This is a genomic window from Microbacterium sp. NPDC028030, from assembly GCF_040637855.1.
Lineage (GTDB): Bacteria > Actinomycetota > Actinomycetes > Actinomycetales > Microbacteriaceae > Microbacterium.
Genome location: NZ_JBEZXF010000002.1, coordinates 444,534 through 463,585 on the forward strand (window position 1 = coordinate 444,534; position 19,052 = coordinate 463,585).

19 protein-coding genes are annotated in these 19,052 nt (G+C 69.5%); all 19 read left to right on the forward strand.

All coding sequences use genetic code 11. From position 1 onward, the window contains the following. Positions 1–2 precede the first annotated feature (2 nt). The 19 genes from pyrR to AB0E56_RS11070 all read left to right on the forward strand — a co-directional run bounded on the left by pyrR (position 3) and on the right by AB0E56_RS11070 (position 19,050). Complete coding sequence (gene pyrR / locus AB0E56_RS10980; RefSeq protein ID WP_359798882.1) at positions 3–533, forward strand: bifunctional pyr operon transcriptional regulator/uracil phosphoribosyltransferase PyrR; 531 nt, start codon at positions 3–5, stop codon at positions 531–533. Continuing rightward, entirely contained in the window at positions 530–1,495 is a 966-nt protein-coding gene (locus AB0E56_RS10985; RefSeq protein ID WP_359798884.1) for an aspartate carbamoyltransferase catalytic subunit, read from the forward strand. The genes pyrR and AB0E56_RS10985 overlap by 4 nt, the downstream gene beginning before the upstream one ends. After that, entirely contained in the window at positions 1,492–2,796 is a 1,305-nt protein-coding gene (locus AB0E56_RS10990) for a dihydroorotase (protein ID WP_359798886.1), read from the forward strand. Before AB0E56_RS10985 ends, AB0E56_RS10990 begins: the two co-directional genes overlap by 4 nt. Beyond that, positions 2,793–3,305 (forward strand): hypothetical protein, encoded by a 513-nt coding sequence (locus tag AB0E56_RS10995; protein ID WP_359798888.1) that lies wholly within the window; start codon positions 2,793–2,795, stop codon positions 3,303–3,305. The genes AB0E56_RS10990 and AB0E56_RS10995 overlap by 4 nt, the downstream gene beginning before the upstream one ends. Beyond that, a complete protein-coding gene (gene carA / locus AB0E56_RS11000; protein WP_359798890.1) occupies positions 3,302–4,480 on the forward strand; it encodes a glutamine-hydrolyzing carbamoyl-phosphate synthase small subunit in 1,179 nt (392 codons plus the stop codon). Before AB0E56_RS10995 ends, carA begins: the two co-directional genes overlap by 4 nt. Further along, entirely contained in the window at positions 4,480–7,767 is a 3,288-nt protein-coding gene (gene carB, locus AB0E56_RS11005; RefSeq protein WP_359798892.1) for a carbamoyl-phosphate synthase large subunit, read from the forward strand. The genes carA and carB overlap by 1 nt, the downstream gene beginning before the upstream one ends. Next, positions 7,764–8,609 (forward strand): orotidine-5'-phosphate decarboxylase, encoded by an 846-nt coding sequence (gene pyrF, locus AB0E56_RS11010; protein ID WP_359798894.1) that lies wholly within the window; start codon positions 7,764–7,766, stop codon positions 8,607–8,609. The genes carB and pyrF overlap by 4 nt, the downstream gene beginning before the upstream one ends. Next, positions 8,602–9,513 (forward strand): guanylate kinase, encoded by a 912-nt coding sequence (gene gmk, locus AB0E56_RS11015; protein WP_359798895.1) that lies wholly within the window; start codon positions 8,602–8,604, stop codon positions 9,511–9,513. Before pyrF ends, gmk begins: the two co-directional genes overlap by 8 nt. A gap of 65 nt (positions 9,514–9,578) precedes the next feature. After that, positions 9,579–9,833 carry a DNA-directed RNA polymerase subunit omega gene (gene rpoZ, locus AB0E56_RS11020; RefSeq protein WP_017204385.1) on the forward strand — a complete coding sequence of 85 codons (255 nt, stop codon included), beginning with the start codon at positions 9,579–9,581 and terminating at the stop codon, positions 9,831–9,833. Positions 9,834–9,921: 88 nt separating this feature from the next. Further along, complete coding sequence (metK, locus tag AB0E56_RS11025) at positions 9,922–11,115, forward strand: methionine adenosyltransferase (RefSeq protein WP_183150044.1); 1,194 nt, start codon at positions 9,922–9,924, stop codon at positions 11,113–11,115. Between the two features lie 16 nt (positions 11,116–11,131). Further along, the gene (locus AB0E56_RS11030; protein ID WP_359798896.1) at positions 11,132–13,090 is read left to right on the forward strand and encodes a primosomal protein N'; all 1,959 of its coding nucleotides are present in this window, start codon (positions 11,132–11,134) and stop codon (positions 13,088–13,090) included. A 19-nt stretch (positions 13,091–13,109) separates the two neighbouring features. After that, positions 13,110–14,030, forward strand: a complete 921-nt coding sequence (fmt, locus tag AB0E56_RS11035) for a methionyl-tRNA formyltransferase (protein WP_359798898.1) — start codon at positions 13,110–13,112, stop codon at positions 14,028–14,030. Beyond that, a complete protein-coding gene (locus AB0E56_RS11040; protein ID WP_359798899.1) occupies positions 14,027–15,523 on the forward strand; it encodes a transcription antitermination factor NusB in 1,497 nt (498 codons plus the stop codon). Before fmt ends, AB0E56_RS11040 begins: the two co-directional genes overlap by 4 nt. A 4-nt stretch (positions 15,524–15,527) precedes the next feature. After that, entirely contained in the window at positions 15,528–16,208 is a 681-nt protein-coding gene (gene rpe, locus AB0E56_RS11045; protein ID WP_359798901.1) for a ribulose-phosphate 3-epimerase, read from the forward strand. Further along, positions 16,205–16,468 (forward strand): phosphoribosyl-ATP diphosphatase, encoded by a 264-nt coding sequence (locus tag AB0E56_RS11050; RefSeq protein ID WP_183150042.1) that lies wholly within the window; start codon positions 16,205–16,207, stop codon positions 16,466–16,468. Before rpe ends, AB0E56_RS11050 begins: the two co-directional genes overlap by 4 nt. Positions 16,469–16,506: 38 nt before the next feature. After that, positions 16,507–17,349 carry an ATP phosphoribosyltransferase gene (hisG, locus tag AB0E56_RS11055; RefSeq protein WP_359798903.1) on the forward strand — a complete coding sequence of 281 codons (843 nt, stop codon included), beginning with the start codon at positions 16,507–16,509 and terminating at the stop codon, positions 17,347–17,349. Next, the gene (gene hisF, locus AB0E56_RS11060) at positions 17,349–18,110 is read left to right on the forward strand and encodes an imidazole glycerol phosphate synthase subunit HisF (RefSeq protein WP_359798905.1); all 762 of its coding nucleotides are present in this window, start codon (positions 17,349–17,351) and stop codon (positions 18,108–18,110) included. The genes hisG and hisF overlap by 1 nt, the downstream gene beginning before the upstream one ends. After that, complete coding sequence (gene hisI / locus AB0E56_RS11065; protein ID WP_359798907.1) at positions 18,107–18,466, forward strand: phosphoribosyl-AMP cyclohydrolase; 360 nt, start codon at positions 18,107–18,109, stop codon at positions 18,464–18,466. The genes hisF and hisI overlap by 4 nt, the downstream gene beginning before the upstream one ends. Continuing rightward, on the forward strand, positions 18,463–19,050 hold the full coding sequence (locus AB0E56_RS11070; protein WP_359798909.1) for a Trp biosynthesis-associated membrane protein: 588 nt from the start codon (positions 18,463–18,465) through the stop codon (positions 19,048–19,050). Before hisI ends, AB0E56_RS11070 begins: the two co-directional genes overlap by 4 nt. Positions 19,051–19,052 lie beyond the last annotated feature (2 nt).

The window sequence follows — 19,052 nt, forward strand, 5'->3', positions numbered from 1 at the left end:
CGATGAGCATGCGCACTGTGCTGCACGAAGCCGACATCTCACGAGCGCTGACCCGTATCGCGCATGAGATCCTCGAGTCCAATCGAGGAGCCGAGAACCTCGTCCTGCTGGGAATTCCGACCCGCGGCGTCGCTCTCGCCCACCGCCTCGGTCTGCTGATCAGCGAGATCGCGCAGGAGTCCGTCCCGGTCGGAGCGCTCGATGTCACGCTGTTCCGCGATGACCTCGCCAAACACCCGACTCGTTCTCCGCAGCCCACCGAGATCCCCGTCGGGGGCATCGACGGCAAGACCGTCGTGCTCGTCGATGATGTGCTGTTCTCCGGCCGCAGCATCCGCGCCGCCCTCGATGCGATCCAGTCGATCGGTCGCCCCTCGGTCGTGCGCCTCGCGATCCTCGTCGACCGCGGGCACCGCGAGCTCCCCATCAGGCCCGACTTCGTGGGCAAGAACATCCCCTCCGCCCGCACCGAGCGGGTCAACGTGCGCCTCTTCGAGAACGACGGCGCCGAGGAGGTGACGATCGGCGAATGAGACACCTCCTCGACACCCGCACGCTCGACAGAGCGACGGCCCTGCGCATCCTCGACGTGGCGGAGGACATGTCCGACACCCAGTCGCGCGAGGTCAAGAAGCTTCCCACGCTGCGTGGCAAGACCGTCGTGAACCTCTTCTTCGAGGACTCCACCCGCACGCGCATCTCGTTCGAGGCCGCCGCGAAGCGACTCTCCGCCGACGTGATCAACTTCGCCGCGAAGGGCTCCAGCGTCTCGAAAGGCGAGAGCCTGAAAGACACCGCGCAGACGCTCGAGGCGATCGGCGCCGACGCCGTCGTGGTCCGCCATCCCGGCTCCGGCGCTCCGCAGACGCTCGCGACGAGCGGGTGGATCTCGGCCGGCGTCGTCAACGCCGGTGACGGCACCCACGAGCACCCGACGCAGGCTCTGCTCGACGCGTTCACGATCCGCAAGCGCCGGCTCGGCGCGGACAGCCGCGGTCGCGACCTGTCCGGACTGCGGGTCGTGATCGTGGGCGACGTCCTGCACTCGCGGGTCGCCCGCTCCAACGTCTGGCTGCTCACGACGCTCGGCGCCGAGGTCACTCTCGTCGCGCCGCCCACCCTGGTTCCGCAGAACGTGTCGCTCTGGCCGGTCCGCGTGGTCTACGACCTCGATGAGGCTCTGGCGGAGGATCCGGACGCGGTGATGATGTTGCGCATCCAGCTGGAACGGATGAGCGCGGCGTATTTCCCGACTGAGCGGGAGTATTCCCGGCGTTGGGGACTGGACGCCCGGCGCGTGGCCGCTCTGCCGACGGGTAGCATTGTGATGCACCCCGGGCCCATGAATCGGGGACTGGAGATCTCCTCGGAAGCCGCCGATTCCCCGCGCTCTACGGTGCTGGAACAGGTCACGAACGGGGTGTCCGTCCGCATGGCGGTGCTGTACCTGCTGTTGGCAGGAGAACGAGACGACGAACGAGGGGGAGACCTGTGAGCGAGACCCTCGTCATCACCGGTGCACAGCTGCTCGGTGCCGAGAGCGCCGACATCATCATCGAGGACGGCCTGATCACCGAGATGGGCGCCGGGCTCACCCGCTCGGGCGCCCGTGTCATCGACGCCGACGGACTCGTCGCGCTGCCGGGACTCGTCGATCTGCACACCCACCTGCGCGAGCCGGGCTACGAGGCGTCCGAGACGATCCTCACCGGCACCAGGGCCGCGGCGGCCGGGGGCTTCACGGCCGTCTTCGCGATGCCGAACACCTCACCCGTCGCCGACACCGCCGGGGTGGTCGAGCAGGAGCTGGCCCTCGGTGAAGCCGCCGGGTACGCCACCGTGCAGCCGATCGGCGCGGTGACGGTCGGACAGAAGGGCGAGCGTCTCGCCGAACTCGGAGCCATGGCCACCTCGCGTGCGAAGGTGCGCGTCTTCAGCGACGACGGCTTCTGCGTGTTCGACCCGCTCATCATGCGTCGCGCCCTGGAGTACGTGAAGTCCTTCGGCGGTGTCATCGCCCAGCACGCGCAGGACCCTCGGCTCACCGAGGGCGCGCAGATGAACGAGGGCACGGTCTCCGCCGAACTCGGTCTCACCGGATGGCCTGCGGTCGCCGAGGAGTCGATCATCGCCCGTGACGTGCTGCTCGCCGAGCACGTCGGATCCCGGCTGCACGTCTGCCACCTCTCCACCGCTGGATCGGTGGACATCATCCGCTGGGCCAAGAAGCGCGGCATCGACGTCACCGCCGAGGTCACCCCGCACCACCTCCTGCTGACGGACGAACTCGTCCGCGGGTACGACGCGCGCTACAAGGTGAACCCTCCTCTGCGTCGTGAGGAAGACGTCCTCGCCGTGCGCGAGGGCCTCGCCGACGGCACGATCGACATCGTCGCGACCGACCACGCGCCGCACCCCAGCGAGCACAAGGCGTGCGAATGGCAGGCCGCGGCGAACGGCATGGTCGGCCTCGAGAGCGCACTGCGGGTGGTCCATCAGTCGATGGTGCAGACCGGTCTGCTGGAGTGGACGGACGTCGCGCGCGTGATGAGCGCCACGCCGGCACGGATCGGACGGCTCGCCGGGCACGGCACACCCCTGGAGGTCGGACAGCCGGCGCAGCTCTCCCTGTACGACGCCTCGATCGACGGGGTGTTCACCGAGGCGGACCTGCACGGTCGCAGCGTGAACTCGCCCTACCTCGGCCGTGCTCTTCCCGGACGCGTGGAGTACACGATCCACGGCGGCATCGTCACGGTGGACGGCGGCAGCGTCGTCGAGGAGCTTCGCGCATGAGCGCTCGCGACCTCGCCGTCGCGATCACGATCGCGGTCGCTCTGCTGGTGCTGCTGGCGATGTTCGTCGCCTGGCGACGACGAATCCGCCGCGACTCCGTGTTCACGGCCCCGCTCGGGGTCCCGGAGCACGCGGAGGTGTCCCGCCGCGACGAGGTGCTGTACGTGTCGACGACACGACACGACCAGCCTCTCGAACGTCTCGCGGTCTCGCCTCTCGCGTACCGGGCCCGCGGGGAGCTCGCGCTCACGGATCGCGGCTTCGCGCTCTGCCTCGACGGCGCGCCGACGGTCTTCCTCTCGAAGGACAGGCTCAAAGCGGTCGACCGCGCCACGGTCACCATCGACCGCGTCGTCGAGTCCGGCGGCCTGGTGCGCATCGCCTGGAGCGTCGACGACGACACCGTCGTGGACAGCTATCTGCGCCTCACCACCGGCGACCCCAAGAATCTCATCTCCGACATGCAGCGGCTCGTCCCCGCCGCCCCCGACACAGGAGCAACGTCATGACACTCTCTCCCTCCTCCGGACACGCCCTCGCGGCCCGGCTGCCCGACCCTGCCGTCCTCGTCCTGGAAGACGGCACCCGCCATGCGGGACACGCCTACGGCGCCCGCGGTCGCACCCTGGGCGAAGTCGTCTTCGCCACCGGCATGTCCGGATACCAGGAGACCATCACCGATCCCTCGTACGCGGGACAGATCGTCCTGCAGACGGCGCCGCACATCGGCAACACGGGGATGAACGATGAAGACGCCGAATCCCGCCGCATCTGGGTCGCCGGCTACATCGTCCGCGACCCTTCGCGAGTCGTCTCGAACTGGCGGGCGAACGCGTCCCTCGACGAGGTGCTCGTCGAGGACGGCGTCGTCGGCATCAGCGGCATCGACACGCGGGCGATCACCCGTCACATCCGTTCGGCCGGCTCCATGCGGGGCGGGATCTTCTCCGGTCCCGACGCGGCGCTCGACGCCGATGAGCAGCTGCGTATCGTCCGCGAAGCGCCGGAGATGGCCGGTCAGAACCTGTCGGCCGAGGTGTCGGTCGACGTGGCGACGGTCACGACGGCGATGGGGGAGCGGATCGGCAACCTCGCCGTGCTCGACCTCGGGGTGAAGCAGGCGACGATCGACAACCTCGCCGCCCGGGGCTTCGAGGTGCACGTCCTTCCGCAGGACGTCACGATCGATGAGATCCGGGCGATCGACCCGGTCGCGGTGTTCTACTCGAACGGCCCGGGAGACCCCGCGGCATCGGGTGACCACGTCGAGCTGCTGCGCTCGGTCCTCGACGAGGGACTGCCGTTCTTCGGCATCTGCTTCGGGAATCAGCTGCTCGGACGCGCGCTGGGACTCGGCACGTACAAGCTGCCCTTCGGACACCGCGGCATCAACCAGCCCGTGCTCGACAAGCAGACCGGCAAGGTGGAGATCACCGCGCACAACCACGGCTTCGCGGTCGAGGCCCCGCTCGAGGGATCGTTCGACAGCCCGCACGGGTACGGCAAGGTCGAGGTCAGCCACGTCGGCCTCAACGACAACGTCGTTGAGGGCCTGCGCGCCCTCGACATCCCGGCGTTCTCGGTCCAGTACCACCCCGAAGCGGCTGCGGGCCCGCACGACGCCAACTACCTCTTCGACAGGTTCCGCGACCTGGTCATCGCAAGCCAGAAGGACTCCAAGTAATGCCCAAGCGCGACGACATCAACTCCGTCCTCGTCATCGGCTCCGGCCCGATCGTCATCGGTCAGGCCTGCGAGTTCGATTACTCCGGCACCCAGGCGTGCCGCGTGCTGCGCGAGGAGGGCGTCAGGGTCATCCTGGTCAACTCCAACCCGGCGACCATCATGACCGATCCCGACTTCGCCGATGCGACGTACATCGAGCCCATCACGTGGCAGGTCATCGAGACGATCATCGCCAAGGAGCGCCCGGACGCGATTCTGCCGACTCTCGGCGGCCAGACCGCCCTGAACGCCGCGATCGAGCTGCACAACCACGGCATCCTCGAGAAGTACGACGTCGAGCTCATCGGCGCGAACTTCGAGGCGATCAACAAGGGCGAGGATCGTCAGATCTTCAAGCAGCTGGTGCTCGACGCCGGTGCGGACGTGGCGGACTCCCGCATCGCTCACACGATGGACGAGGTCCTGGCGGCCGCCGACGAGCTCGGCTACCCGCTGGTGGTCCGTCCGAGCTTCACGATGGGCGGCCTCGGCTCCGGGTTCGCCTACGACGAGAGCGACCTGCGTCGCATCGCCGGCGCCGGACTGCGCGACTCGCCCACCACCGAGGTGCTCCTGGAGGAGTCCATCCTCGGGTGGAAGGAGTACGAGCTCGAGCTCATGCGCGACACGGCCGACAACACGGTGGTCGTCTGCTCCATCGAGAACGTCGACCCGGTCGGCGTGCACACCGGCGACTCGATCACGGTCGCCCCTGCGCTGACCCTCACGGACCGCGAGTACCAGAAGATGCGCGACATCGGCATCGACATCATCCGTGCCGTCGGCGTCGACACCGGTGGCTGCAACATCCAATTCGCGGTGGATCCGTCCAACGGACGCATCATCGTGATCGAGATGAACCCGCGCGTCTCGCGGTCCAGCGCCCTCGCCTCGAAGGCCACCGGATTCCCGATCGCCAAGCTCGCAGCCAAGCTGGCCCTCGGCTACCGTCTCGACGAGATCCCGAACGACATCACGGGCGTGACGCCGGCGAGCTTCGAGCCGACTCTCGACTACGTGGTCGTCAAGGTCCCGCGCTTCGCCTTCGAGAAGTTCCCGGCAGCCGATGCCACCCTGACCACCACCATGAAGTCGGTGGGCGAGGCCATGGCGATCGGCCGCAACTACGCGACCGCGCTGCAGAAGGCGCTCCGCTCGCTGGAGAAGCGCGGGTCGAGCTTCCACTGGGGCACCGAGGACCGGTCCGTGGAGGAGCTGCTCGAGATCTCGAAGACCCCGACCGACGGCCGCATCGTGACTCTGCAGCAGGCGCTGCGCAAGGGAGCCACGGTCGAGCAGGCGTTCGAGGCGACGGCGATCGACCCGTGGTTCCTCGACCAGATCGTGTTGATCAATGAGGTCGCCGAGATCGTCCGCACAGCCCCCGAGCTCGACTCCGCGACGCTCCGCTACGCCAAGGAGCACGGCTTCTCGGACGCGCAGCTCGCTCAGCTCCGCGGCACCACCGAAGACGAGGTGCGCGGCGTCCGCCACGGCCTCGGCATCCGTCCGGTCTACAAGACGGTCGACACCTGTGCGGGCGAGTTCCCGGCCCTGACGCCGTACCACTACTCGAGCTACGACTTCGAGACCGAGGTGGCCCCCTCCGACCGCACCAAGGTCGTGATCATCGGCTCCGGCCCGAACCGCATCGGTCAGGGCGTCGAGTTCGACTACTCGTGTGTGCACGCCTCGTTCGCGCTGTCGGACGCCGGCTTCGAGACCGTGATGGTCAACTGCAACCCGGAGACCGTGTCGACCGACTACGACACCTCCGACCGCCTGTACTTCGAGCCGCTGACGCTCGAAGACGTGCTGGAGGTCCTCGACGCGGAGGCTGCGAGCGGCACGATCCTCGGTGTCGTGTGCCAGCTCGGCGGCCAGACCCCGCTCGGACTCGCCAAGGGCATCGAGGCGGCCGGGTACACGGTGCTCGGGACCAGCCCCGAGGCGATCGACCTGGCCGAAGAGCGTGAACTGTTCTCGCGCCTGCTCGATGACGCCGGCCTGGTCGCACCCCGCAACGGCACGGCGATCGACGTCGAGGGGGCCGTGCGCATCGCCGAGGAGATCGGCTACCCGGTCCTCGTGCGCCCGAGCTTCGTCCTCGGTGGCCGCGGCATGGAGATCGTGTACGACACGGCGTCGCTCCGCGACTACTTCGTGCGCACCGCCGGCGAAGTCGTGATCGAAGAGGGCAAGCCGCTCCTGGTCGACCGCTTCCTCGACGACGCGATCGAGCTCGACGTGGATGCGCTCTACGACGGCACCGACCTGTTCATCGGCGGTGTCATGGAGCACCTCGAGGAGGCGGGCATCCACTCGGGCGACTCCAGCTGCACGCTGCCCCCGGTGTCGCTGGGCCGCACCGACGTCGACCGTGTGCGCGAGGCCACGCTCGCCATCGCGGAGGGCGTCGGCGTGCGCGGGCTGCTCAACGTGCAGTTCGCCATCAGCGCCGGTGTGCTCTACGTGATCGAGGCGAACCCGCGGGCGAGCCGTACTGTTCCCTTCGTGTCGAAGGCCCTCGGCATCCCGATGGCGAAGGCAGCGAGCCGCGTGATGACCGGTTCCACGATCGCCGAGCTTCGCGCCGAGGGCATGCTGCCGGAGCAGGACGGCTCGCGCGTGCCTATGGACGCACCGGTCTCGGTCAAGGAGGCGGTGCTCCCGTTCAAGCGGTTCCGCACCGCCGACGGCAAGACGGTCGACTCGGTTCTCGGCCCGGAGATGCGCTCGACCGGCGAGGTCATGGGCATCGACCGCGACTTCCCGACCGCGTTCGCGAAGAGCCAGGCGGCGGCGTACGGTGGCATGCCGACCTCGGGGACCGTGTTCATCTCGGTCGCCGACTCCGACAAGCGCGCCGTCATCCTCCCCGCGCACCGGTTGCAGCAGCTGGGCTTCACGATCGTGGCGACCGAGGGCACCGCCGAGATCCTCGCGCGCAACGGCATCGCCGTCACCGTCGTCGAGAAGTACAGCGAGACGCAGGAGTCCGGGGCGAAGAACATCGTGGACCTCATCAACGAGGGAGAGATCGACATCGTCGTGAACACCCCGTCGGGTGGGGCTGCCCGCGCGGACGGCTACGAGATCCGCGCCGCAGCAGTGGCAGCCGACAAGGCGCTGTTCACCACCATGGCGGTGCTCGGCGCTGCCGTGAGCGGCATGGACGCGGCGCACGAGGGCTTCCAGGTCAAGAGCCTCCAGGAGTACGCCCTGGAGCGGAAGGCGGCACTGTGAGCGAAAGCTTCGGCGAGCGGGTCCGTTCCGCGCTTCACGCGCGGGGCCCGCTCTGCGTCGGCATCGACCCGCATGCGGCGCTCCTCGACTCCTGGGGACTGAGCGGGGATGCGCGCGGCGTCAGGGAGTTCGGACTGCGCACCGTGGAGGCGGCGGCGGGGCGCGTGTCGATCGTGAAACCTCAGGTGTCGTTCTTCGAGAGGTTCGGGTCGCAGGGCATCGCGGCACTCGAAGACGTCCTGGCCGCCGCTCGAGCTGCCGGCCTGCTCGTGATCGCCGATGCCAAACGCGGCGACATCGGCTCGACGATGGATGACTATGCTCGCGCGTGGCTCACGCCGGGGTCCTCCTTGGAAGCCGACGCGCTCACGGTGAATCCGTTCCTCGGAGTGGGAGCCTTGGACGGCGCCTTCGCTCTCGCGGCGCAGCACGGCAAGGGCCTCTTCGTGCTCGCTGCGACCAGCAACCCCGAGGCGGCGGCACTTCAGCGCTCGACGAACCTCGCGGGCGCGACCGTTTCCGCGTCGATCATGTCCGAGGTGTCCGCACGCAACGCCGAGGCGAGTCTTGCAGGGGAGTGGGGGAGCTTCGGCTTCGTCATCGGCGCGACGGTGGCCTGGGACGAGGCGGGCATCTCCTCGTTCACGCCCCAAGCCCCGATCCTCGCGCCGGGCTTCGGTGCGCAGGGCGCCACTCCCGCCGATCTCCGGCCCCGCTTCGGTGCCATGGCCGATGCGGTGATCGCGAGTGAGAGTCGCAGCATCCTGTCCGCCGGTCCCGGCGACCTTGCAGACGTCGTCGCCGCTCGTGCTGCCGAGTACCTCGAGGTGGCAGGTGTCTGACGCGCAGCGGACAGTGCCGGAGGTCGACAGAGCCGCGGCCGCGCGCCGTGCCGTCGAACGTCGCCGCGCCAGGGCGTCGGTCAAACGCGATCTGACCACGCGGGTCGTGACACCCCAGACCGTGCTGCACCGCGCCACCGCGGACGCCGATTCGGTCGAAGGCTCGATGCGGATCACCGACTTCCTGCTCGCACTCCCGGCCATCGGTGCGGGCAAGCGCGACCGTGTGCTGGAAGAGCTCCACATCTCGCCGGTCAAGAGGCTCGGCGGTCTCGGTGCACGTCAACGCCGTGTCCTCGAGGAGTGGCTCGACACGCGGTTCCCGGTTCCGACCCCGCGCGGCGCCAGAAGCCGACTGCTGGTCCTCGCCGGTCCCACCGCAGTGGGCAAAGGCACGGTGGCGGCGCACATCCGCGAGCACAACCCGGAGATCCACCTCTCGGTCTCGGCGACGACACGTCCGCCGCGCCCGGGAGAGGTCGACGGTGTGCACTACTACTTCGTCGACGACGCGGAGTTCGACCGGCTGATCGCCGAGGATGAACTGCTCGAGTACGCGGTGGTGCACAACCGCTCGCGCTACGGCACGCCGAGGGCCCCGATCGACGCAGCGCTGGCGGCGGGCAAGACCGTCCTGCTCGAGATCGACCTGCAGGGGGCACGCCAGGTGCGGGCAGCGGAACCCGCCGCGACGCTCATCTTCCTGTTGCCGCCGAGCTGGGACGAACTGGTGCATCGCCTCGTCGGCCGCGGCACCGAAGAGGCCGAGGAGCGGGCTCGTCGGCTACGCACCGCGAAGGTCGAACTCGCCGCCCAGAACGAGTTCGACCACCTCATCGTGAACGAGGACGTCGCCACTGCGGCTCGCGAGGTCGTAGAATTGTCTTCAAGCTCTGCGCGCTGAGCGTCTTCGCGCGCCTTTTGCACCGTCTTCGCGACGATCCCGTCGCCTGATCAGGAGGTCTCACCATGGCCGGACACAACAACGGCATCATCGATCCCCCCATCGACAACCTGCTCGACCGCGTCGACTCGAAGTACGAGCTCGTGATCTACGCCGCCAAGCGCGCACGCCAGATCAACGACTACTACTCCGACCTGCACGAGGGCAACCTCTTCGACAACGTCGGGCCTCTCGTCGACTCCTCCGTCGAGGACAAGCCGCTCACCATCGCGCTGCACGAGATCAACGAGGACAAGCTCCGCCTCCGTCACGCGGAGTGATATTCGAGACTGCGCCTCCCGTGCTGTCGGAGGCGCAGTCCAGAATGGGTTCACACCCCCTCCCTGTCCGTCCCGTTCTGGAGTATCGATGAGCGCCCTGCGTCTGTTCACGTCCGAGTCCGTCACCGAAGGGCACCCGGACAAGATCTGCGACCAGATCTCGGACAGCATCCTCGACGGACTCATCGCAAAAGACCGTGGTTCTCGCGTCGCCGTCGAGACGCTCGTCACGACCGGACTCGTCCACGTCGCCGGTGAGATCCGCACCGAGGCGTACGTCGACATCCCCACGATCGTGCGACAGGTCGTGAACGGCATCGGCTACACGTCGAGCGAGACCGGCTTCGACGGCGACTCCTGCGGCGTCAGCGTCTCGGTGGGGGAGCAGTCGACCGACATCGCGCATGGTGTCGACAGCGCTCAGGAGCATCGCGACGGCTCGTCGGTCGACCCGCTCGACGGCCTCGGCGCCGGAGATCAGGGCATCATGTTCGGGTTCGCGACCAACGAGACCCCGCAGCTGATGCCGATGGCCGCCTGGACGGCCCATCGCCTCGCGGAGCGCCTCACGGAGGTGCGTCGCAGCGGAGAACTCCCGTTCCTGCGTCCCGACGGCAAGACGCAGGTGACACTCGGGTACGACGGCTTCACACCGAAGACCGTCGATGCCGTCGTGCTCTCCACCCAGCACCACCCCGACATCTCGCAGGAAGACCTGCAGGCGCAGGTGCGTCGACACGTGATCGACCCCGTGCTGGCGACCACGGGCCTCGACCTCGACGATGTGACGTTCTACATCAACCCCGCCGGCCCGTTCGTCACCGGGGGTCCCAAGGGCGACGCGGGTCTCACCGGCCGCAAGATCATCATCGACACCTACGGGGGAGCTGCTCGCCACGGCGGCGGCGCTTTCAGCGGCAAGGACCCCTCCAAGGTCGACCGCTCCGGCGCCTATGCCACGCGATGGGTGGCGAAGAACGCGGTCGCCGCGGGTCTGGCCGACCGTCTGGAGGTGCAGGTCGCCTACGCGATCGGCGTCGCACGTCCGGTCGGTCTCTACGTCGAGACCTTCGGCACCGGAAAGGTCTCGGACGAGGCCATCACACGCGCGATCGACGAGGTGTTCGACCTCCGCCCCCAGGCGATCATCGAACAGCTCGACCTCCTGCGTCCCATCTACGCTCAGACCGCGGCGTACGGGCACTTCGGTCGCGAACTCCCCGACTTCACCTGGGAGCGCACCGACCGCGCTGAAGAGCTGCGCCGCGCTGCCGGTCTCTGATGGGGCTGCGGTCCTGATGCCTCCGGAGAGCCGGCGCATCGCGCGCGTGCTCCTCGATTCCCCCCTGCCCCAGCTCGATCGTCTCTTCGACTACGCGCTTCCGGCGGAGCTGGGTGATGTTCCGCGAGGTGTGCGGGTGCGGGTGCCGCTGCGCACCGCGGGGCGGGTGATCGACGGCTACGTCGTCGACGTCGACACGGAAGACGACGCGGAACGTCCGTTGTCCGAGGTGGAGACCGTCGTATCGACCGTGCCCGTGCTGCCGGAGCGCCTGCACACGCTTGCTCGGCGCGTCGCCGATCGTGCGGCCGGGTCGGCGTCCGACGTCCTCCGGCTCGTGATCCCCAAGCGGCAGGTGCGCGTCGAGAAGGCTTGGACGGCCGACTCCCCGGACGTCCGGCCCACGGCCGAGGCACTCGCCCAGGCGGAACAGATCGTCGCGGTGTACGATGGGCTCGCCGGCGTCCTCGACGAGGCCGGGCGTGCAGCGGTGGAGGCGGTGCCCCGGCTCGACGACGGAGTGCAGGGATGGGCGCGGCTGCTCGCGGCGTCGGCGGCGCGGATGCTCGCGGCCGGGAAGTCGTCGATCCTCGTGGTCCCCGACCACCGAGACCTCGACCGGCTGCTGGCAGCCCTGGAAGCGCTCGTCCCCGCCGAGGCGGTCGTGCGGCACGACTCCCGCCAGACGAACCCGGACCGGTATCGGGCGTTCCTGCGGACCCTCGAGGACGCGCCGTGCATCGTGGTGGGTAACCGCTCCGCGGTCTACGCGCCCGTCGTCGCCGGACTCGTCGCGATCTGGGACGACGGTGATCCGCTGCTCGGGGAACCGCTGTCGCCGTACGTCAACGCGCGCGATGCCGCCCTGCTGCGCCAGGAGCTGGAAGGGTCGGCGCTGCTGTTCACGGGTCATACCAGGACGACGGACGTGGAGCGTCTGGTCGTGCTCGGTTGGCTCCAGGATGTGCGGGCGGAACGGCGGGTGCTGCCGCGAGTCGTCCTGAGCACGCCGCAGGAGATGGAGCAGCCGACCGCCCAGCGTATGCCGTCATCCGCGTTCCTCGCGGCGCGTGATGCCGCGGCGGAGGGACCGGTCCTGGTCCAGGTCTCGCGTCCCGGTTTCTCCCCATCGCTCGTGTGTGCGCAATGCCGGGCGCCGGCGCGCTGCGCCCATTGCGGAGGACCACTGGGGGCACGGCATCGCGGTGCGGTGCCGGTGTGCGGCTGGTGCGGCCGGGGCGCGAGCGCTTGGGTGTGCCCCGCATGCGCATCCACGAAGGTGCGGCTGGCGTCATCGGGGAGCGAGCGGACGGCCGACGAACTCGGTCGTGCGTTCCCCGGAGTGCGGGTGATCGTCGCGGACAGTGCGCACCCCGTCGAGCGTGTCGCCGACAAACCCGCCCTCGTGGTCGCGACGCGCGGGGCCGAACCGATCGCCGATGGCGGCTACCGCGCCGTCGTGCTCCTCGACGGGCCACGCATGCTCCAGGCACCCGACCTGCGGGTGGCGGAGTCGTGCCTGCGCTGGTGGTCCAATGCGGCGGCTCTCGCCGCCCCCGGGGCGCCCATCCACCTCGTCGGCGTGAACGGCGCTGCCGCGAAGGCCCTCGCCACGTGGAACCAGGCCGCTCATGCGCGCACTGAACTGGAGAGTCGGGCGCCTCTGCACATGCCGCCGACGACACGTGTCGCCCTCGTGCAGGGATCGGTCGCCGCCGTCGGGCGTGCTCTCGCCGGGCTCACCGAACTCGCCCTGCCCGCCGACGCGGTTCTCGGTCCCGTCCCTGTCGAGTCCGATGAGGTGCCTCCCCGCGTGCGGGCACTCGTCCGGTTCGACTACGGCTCGGGCGCCCGCGTGGCCACCGCACTGCGCGCCGCCGTCGTGGCCGAGGCCGTGAGCGGTCGCCGCGGCCGCGGTCGTACGACCAAGAGCACGCTCTCGGTCCGCCTCGATATCCTCGATCCAGAGCTCTGACCCTTCCGGAGAACCTTCCATGCGCCTCGTCTTCGCCGGCACACCCGCTGCTGCCGTGCCCACCCTCCGCCGTCTCGCGACCTCACACGAGATCGCGGCCGTCGTCACGCGGCCCGATGCCCCCCTCGGTCGCAAGCGCGTCCTGACCCCGTCGCCCGTGGCCCAGGCCGCCGACGACCTCGGTCTTCCGCTCATCAAGACCGCACGGCTCGACGATGCGGTGACCGAGCAGATCTCCGCGCTGGAGCCGGAGCTGGGTGTGATCGTCGCGTACGGCGGACTGGTCCGCGAACCGCTGCTGTCGGCGCCGGCCCTCGGATGGATCAACCTCCACTTCTCGCTCCTTCCCGCGTGGCGGGGTGCCGCCCCGGTGCAGCGCGCCCTGATCGCCGGCGACGAGGTGCTCGGCGCGAGTGTCTTCCAGCTCGTCGCGGAACTCGATGCCGGCGACGTGTTCGCCACGCGCTCCGTCCAGGTTCCGACGACCGCGACGGCGGGTGAGGCGCTCGAGCTGCTCGCGGCCGACGGTGCCGACCTCACGGTCGAGGTCGTCGACGCCATCGCGGCTGGCACGGCGGTCGCGATCCCGCAGAGCGGGGAGCCGACCTTCGCCGCCAAGCTCACCCACGCGGATGGGCTTCTCGACTGGACGCAGCCCCTCGACGCGGTGTTCGCGCGTTTCCGCGGTGTGACGCCCGAGCCCGGTGCGCACACGACGGTCGGGGGACTCTCGCTCAAGGTGCTCGAAGCCGCTCCGACCGCAGACGCGGAATCGCTGGCGCCCGGTCACTTCCGCGGGACGAGAACCGCACTCCAGATCGGCACCGGATCGGGGCCGCTCGCGGTCACCCGGGTGCAGCCGGCGGGGCGCGGTGCGATGAACGCCGTCGACTGGTGGCGGGGCCAACGTGGCGGCGAAGAGCTGAGGGCGGGGTCATGAGCGACGCAGGGCGGAATCGGCGGTCCCCGCAGTCCCAGGGCCGACGGCCGGACGGCAGAGGCTCCGGTGAGCGGCGTCGCGACGCGCAGCGCGGACCGACGCGGACGGTGCAGCCCGCGCGTCTCGTCGCGTTCGATGTCCTTCGCGCCGTGGCGGCTACCGACGCATATGCCAACCTCGTGCTCCCGCCGGCGATCGCCGAAGCACGCCTGACGGCTCAGGACGCCGCGCTCGCGACCGAACTCACGTACGGGACCCTGCGGCGGCTGGGCACGTACGACGCGATCATCGCGGCAGCCGCCGACCGTCCGACCGACAGCATCGATCCGGCGGTGCTCGACGCCCTCCGCCTCGCCGTGCACCAGCTGCTCGCGACGCGCGTGGCGCCGCACGCCGCGGTGAACGAGTCCGTGAACCTCGTGGCCACCGTCTCCGGTCGCGGCGCTGCGAGCTTCGCGAACGCCGTGCTCCGGAGGATCACTCGGGAATCGGGCACGGCCTGGCAGGAGCGCATCGAGGAGCAGGCACGGTCCGACGACGAAAGGCTCGCGCTGCGATCAGCGCACCCGGTATGGGTGATCAGGGCTCTGCGCCGAGCGCTGGCGGCCGAGGGGCGCGTCGACGAGCTCGACGCGCTGCTCGAAGCGGACAACGCGTCGCCGGATGTCACCCTCGTCGCACTGCCCGGGCTCGCAGAGCCGGGGGAGCCGCGTCTCCCGTACGCTCCGACCGCCTTCGCGTCGCCCGGCGGAGACCCCCGTGGTCCGGTCGAGGCATCCGGCGGCACGATCCGGGTGCAGGACGAGGGGTCCCAGCTCGTCGCGCTCGCGCTGGCGGGTGCGCGGCCGATCGCGGAGGGCGAGCGCTGGCTCGACCTCTGCGCCGGCCCCGGGGGCAAGACCGCTCTGCTGGCGGCGATCGCTCACGAGAACGACGTGCAGCTCGAGGCGAACGAGGTCGTCCCCGTCCGTGCACGACTCGTGCGCAAGGCACTGCGCGCCGTACCGGGCGAGGTGGTCGTGCACGAGCAGGACGGACGAGCTCTTGCCGCGTCTCGGCCGGGGGAGTTCGACCGCATCCTGGTCGACGCCCCGTGCACGGGGCTCGGTGCACTGCGCCGCCGTCCGGAAGCCCGCTGGCGGAAGACACCAGCCGACGTCGCGGAGCTGGTGCCGCTGCAGGTCGAGCTGCTCTCGGCGGCACTCGACGCTCTCGCTCCCGGCGGCATCGTCGCCTATGTGACGTGCTCGCCGCATCTCGCCGAGACCACGGGGGTCGTGCAGGAGGTGCTGCGCACCCGGTCCGACATCGTCGAACTCGACGCACGCGCGGCCGTCGAGGATGTCGCCCGCTCTCCGATCGACCTCGCCGCCGACGGTCGCCGAGGAACGGGGAGCGCGCAGCTCTGGCCGCACCGGCACGGCACTGACGCGATGTTCCTCGCGCTCCTGAAGCGCCCCGCAGCCGCAGACACCTCAGGTAAGGAAGACTAGGACCGTGGAACTGCCCCCCGCCCCGCGCATCAACCCCAGCATCCTCGCCGCAGACTTCGTGAACATGCAGGCGGAGCTCTCCCGCATCGCGACGGCGGACTTCGCGCACGTCGACGTGATGGACAACCACTTCGTGCCGAATCTGACCTTCGGCACGCAGATGGTCGAGCGGATCCAGGCCACCAGTCCGGTGCCGCTCGACGTGCATCTGATGATCACGGAGCCCGAGCGGTGGGCCCCGGACTACGCCGAGATCGGCGCGGCGAGCGTCACCTTCCATCTCGAAGCGGCGGCAGACCCGGTCTCGCTCGCCAGACGGCTTCGCGACATCGGCGCGAGGGCGGGAGTCGCCGTCAAGCCCGCAACACCGGTGGAGGGCCTGTACCAGGTGCTCGACGAGTTCGATCAGATCCTCGTGATGACGGTAGAGCCTGGCTTCGGCGGACAGGGATTCATGCCCGAGACGATGCCCAAGTTGCGCGCTCTCGCCGAAGAGGCCAGACGCCGAGGTTCGCAGGTCTGGCTCCAGGTCGACGGCGGGATCTCGGACCGCACGATCGCGATGGCAGCCGAGGCGGGGGCCGACACCTTCGTCGCGGGATCCGCGGTGTACGGCGCCGATGATGTCGAGGCGGCCGTCTCCCGGCTGAGAGACCTCGCCAGAGCCGCTAGCCTGGAACCGTGAAGACTTTCGACGAGCTGTTCGCCGAGCTCCGTGTCAAGGCCGAGTCCCGCCCTGAGGGATCTGGGACGGTCGCCGAGCTCGACGCCGGTGTGCACACCATCGGCAAGAAGATCGTCGAAGAGGCGGCCGAGGTGTGGATGGCCGCGGAGTACGAATCCGACGAGGCGGCCGCGGAGGAGATCTCACAGCTGCTCTATCACCTCCAGGTGATGATGCTCGCGAAGGGACTCACCCTGCAGGACGTCTACCGACATCTGTGATGCGCTCCGTTCCGATCTCCTCGAACTGAAAGCCATCCATGCTGCGCATCGCTGTTCCCAACAAGGGCTCGCTCTCCGAGACCGCCGCCGACATGCTCGCCGAAGCGGGCTACGCCGGCCGCCGCGACCCGAAGACCCTTCATGTGGTCGACGCCGAGAACGACGTCGAGTTCTTCTTCCTCCGCCCCAAGGACATCGCGACCTATGTCGGTTCCGGGGCGATCGATGTCGGGATCACCGGTCGTGACCTGCTCCTCGACGCCCGGATGCCGGGCGCCAGGGAGATCGAGGCGCTCGGCTTCGCCGGATCGACCTTCCGGTTCGCCGCCCCCACCGGCCGGTACAGCGACGTGCAGGAGCTGGACGGACTCCGCATCGCGACCTCGTACCCGGGTCTCGTCGACGCGTTCCTCGATCAACGGGGCATCGCCGTCGACCTGGTGCCCCTCGATGGCGCGGTCGAATCCGCGGTCCAGCTCGGGGTCGCCGACGCCGTGGCGGATGTCGTGGAGACCGGCACGACTCTGCGCCAGGCGGGGCTCGAGGTGTTCGGGCCCGTGATCCTGGAGTCGGAGGCGGTGCTCATCGCCGGTCCCGCGGACGCCGAAGGGGCCGAGACGCTGCTGCGCCGTCTGCGCGGGGTCATGGTCGCTCGACGTTACGTGATGATCGACTACGACCTCCCGGTCGCTCTCCTCGACGACGCGGTGAAGATCGCGGGAGGCGTGGAATCGCCGACCGTGTCGCCGCTGCGCGACCCGGAATGGGTCGCCGTCCGCGTCATGGTGGCCCGGTCGCGGGTGAATCCGGTCATGGACGCGCTGTACGCGCTCGGCGCTCGTGCCATCCTGGTCACGGCGATTCACAACGCGAGGCTCTGATGACGCTCGCCAGTCGTGTCATCCCGTGTCTGGACGTGGCCGAGGGCCGCGTCGTCAAGGGAGTGAACTTCGAGAACCTGCGCGACATGGGAGACCCTGTCGAGCTCGCCAGGCACTATGCGGCGCAGGGCGCCGACGAGATCACGTTCCTCGATGTGACCGCGACGGTGGATGCCCGAGCCACGACGTACGACGTCGTCCAGCGCACGGCGGAGCAGGTCTTCGTGCCCCTGACGGTGGGCGGGGGAGTGCGCAGCGTCGACGACGTCGCGCGGCTGCTCTCGGTCGGGGCCGACAAGGTCGGCGTGAACTCCGCGGCGATAGCACGCCCTGAGCTCATCGGCGAGATCGCCGACCGTTTCGGAGCACAGGTGCTCGTGTTGTCGCTCGATGTGAAGCGCGCCACCGACACGCCTTCCGGATTCGTCGTCACGACGCACGGTGGCCGAACGCAGACGACGCTCGATGCCCTCGCGTGGGCCCGAGAGGCCGTGGATCGGGGTGCCGGTGAGCTGCTGGTGAACTCGATCGATGCCGACGGCACCAGGGACGGCTTCGACCTCGAGCTCGTCCGCCTCATGCGCGAGGTCGCATCCGTACCGGTGATCGCCTCCGGTGGCGCAGGCCGGGTGGAGGACTTCGCCCCGGCCATCCACGCGGGCGCGGATGCCGTCCTCGCGGCGAGCGTGTTCCACACCGGCGCGCTCACGGTCGGCGACGTCAAAGATGCGCTGCGAGAAGAAGGAGTGGTGGTCAGATGACGTCCGTGGATGAGCGCATCGCACAGGTGGCCTTCAACGCGGACGGTCTCGCGCCGGTGATCGTGCAGCAGTGGGACACGCATGAGGTGCTGATGCTCGCATGGGTGGACGCCGAGGCTCTTCGGCGCACGTTGACCTCTGGACGGGCGACCTACTGGTCGCGGTCCCGCCAGGAGTACTGGCGCAAGGGCGACACCTCGGGCCACATCCAGGTGGTGCACGAGGCGCGCCTCGACTGCGACGGCGACGCGATCCTGCTCCTCGTGGCGCAGACCGGTCCGGCGTGCCACACCGGGACCAGGACGTGCTTCGACACGACCGACCTCGAGGCCGTGGCAGGGACGGACCTGACGTGACCTTCGCGCAGCGCGGCCGGTCCCTCTCGGTCTCCGGGTTCCTCCTCGCCGGGGCGATCGGGATCATCTCCTCGACGCAGACGTGGTTGACGGTCGAACGCATCGATGCGGGCGAGGACATCCTGGTGCCCGGCGCCTCGGCCCTCGTCCTGCTCGCCCCCCTCAGCCTGGCGGTCCTCGCACTCGGCGCCGCGCTGGCGATCGCGGGCAAGGCCGTGCGCCTCGTGTTCGGTGTGCTCGCCGCGGTGACCGCCGTGTTCCTCGGCTGGTCGACGCTCCAGCTGCTGCTGGCTGAACCGTTCGACGCCATCGCGGCCACAGTGACCGAGGTCACCGGTCTCGCGGGGGGCCGAGCGGTGCATGAGGTCGTGGCGAGCATCGTCCCTTCCGCGTGGCCGTACATCGCTCTCGTCGGGTGGGTGATCCTGTTCGCCGCGTCGCTCGTCGTCCTGACGACGTGGCGAGGATGGAAAGCCGGCGGACGTCGCTACCGTACCGACCCCGTGGATGTCGCCCATGATGGTCCCGTCGACGCCGTCGATTCCTGGGACGAGTTGTCGCGCGGAACCGATCCGACGCGCTGACC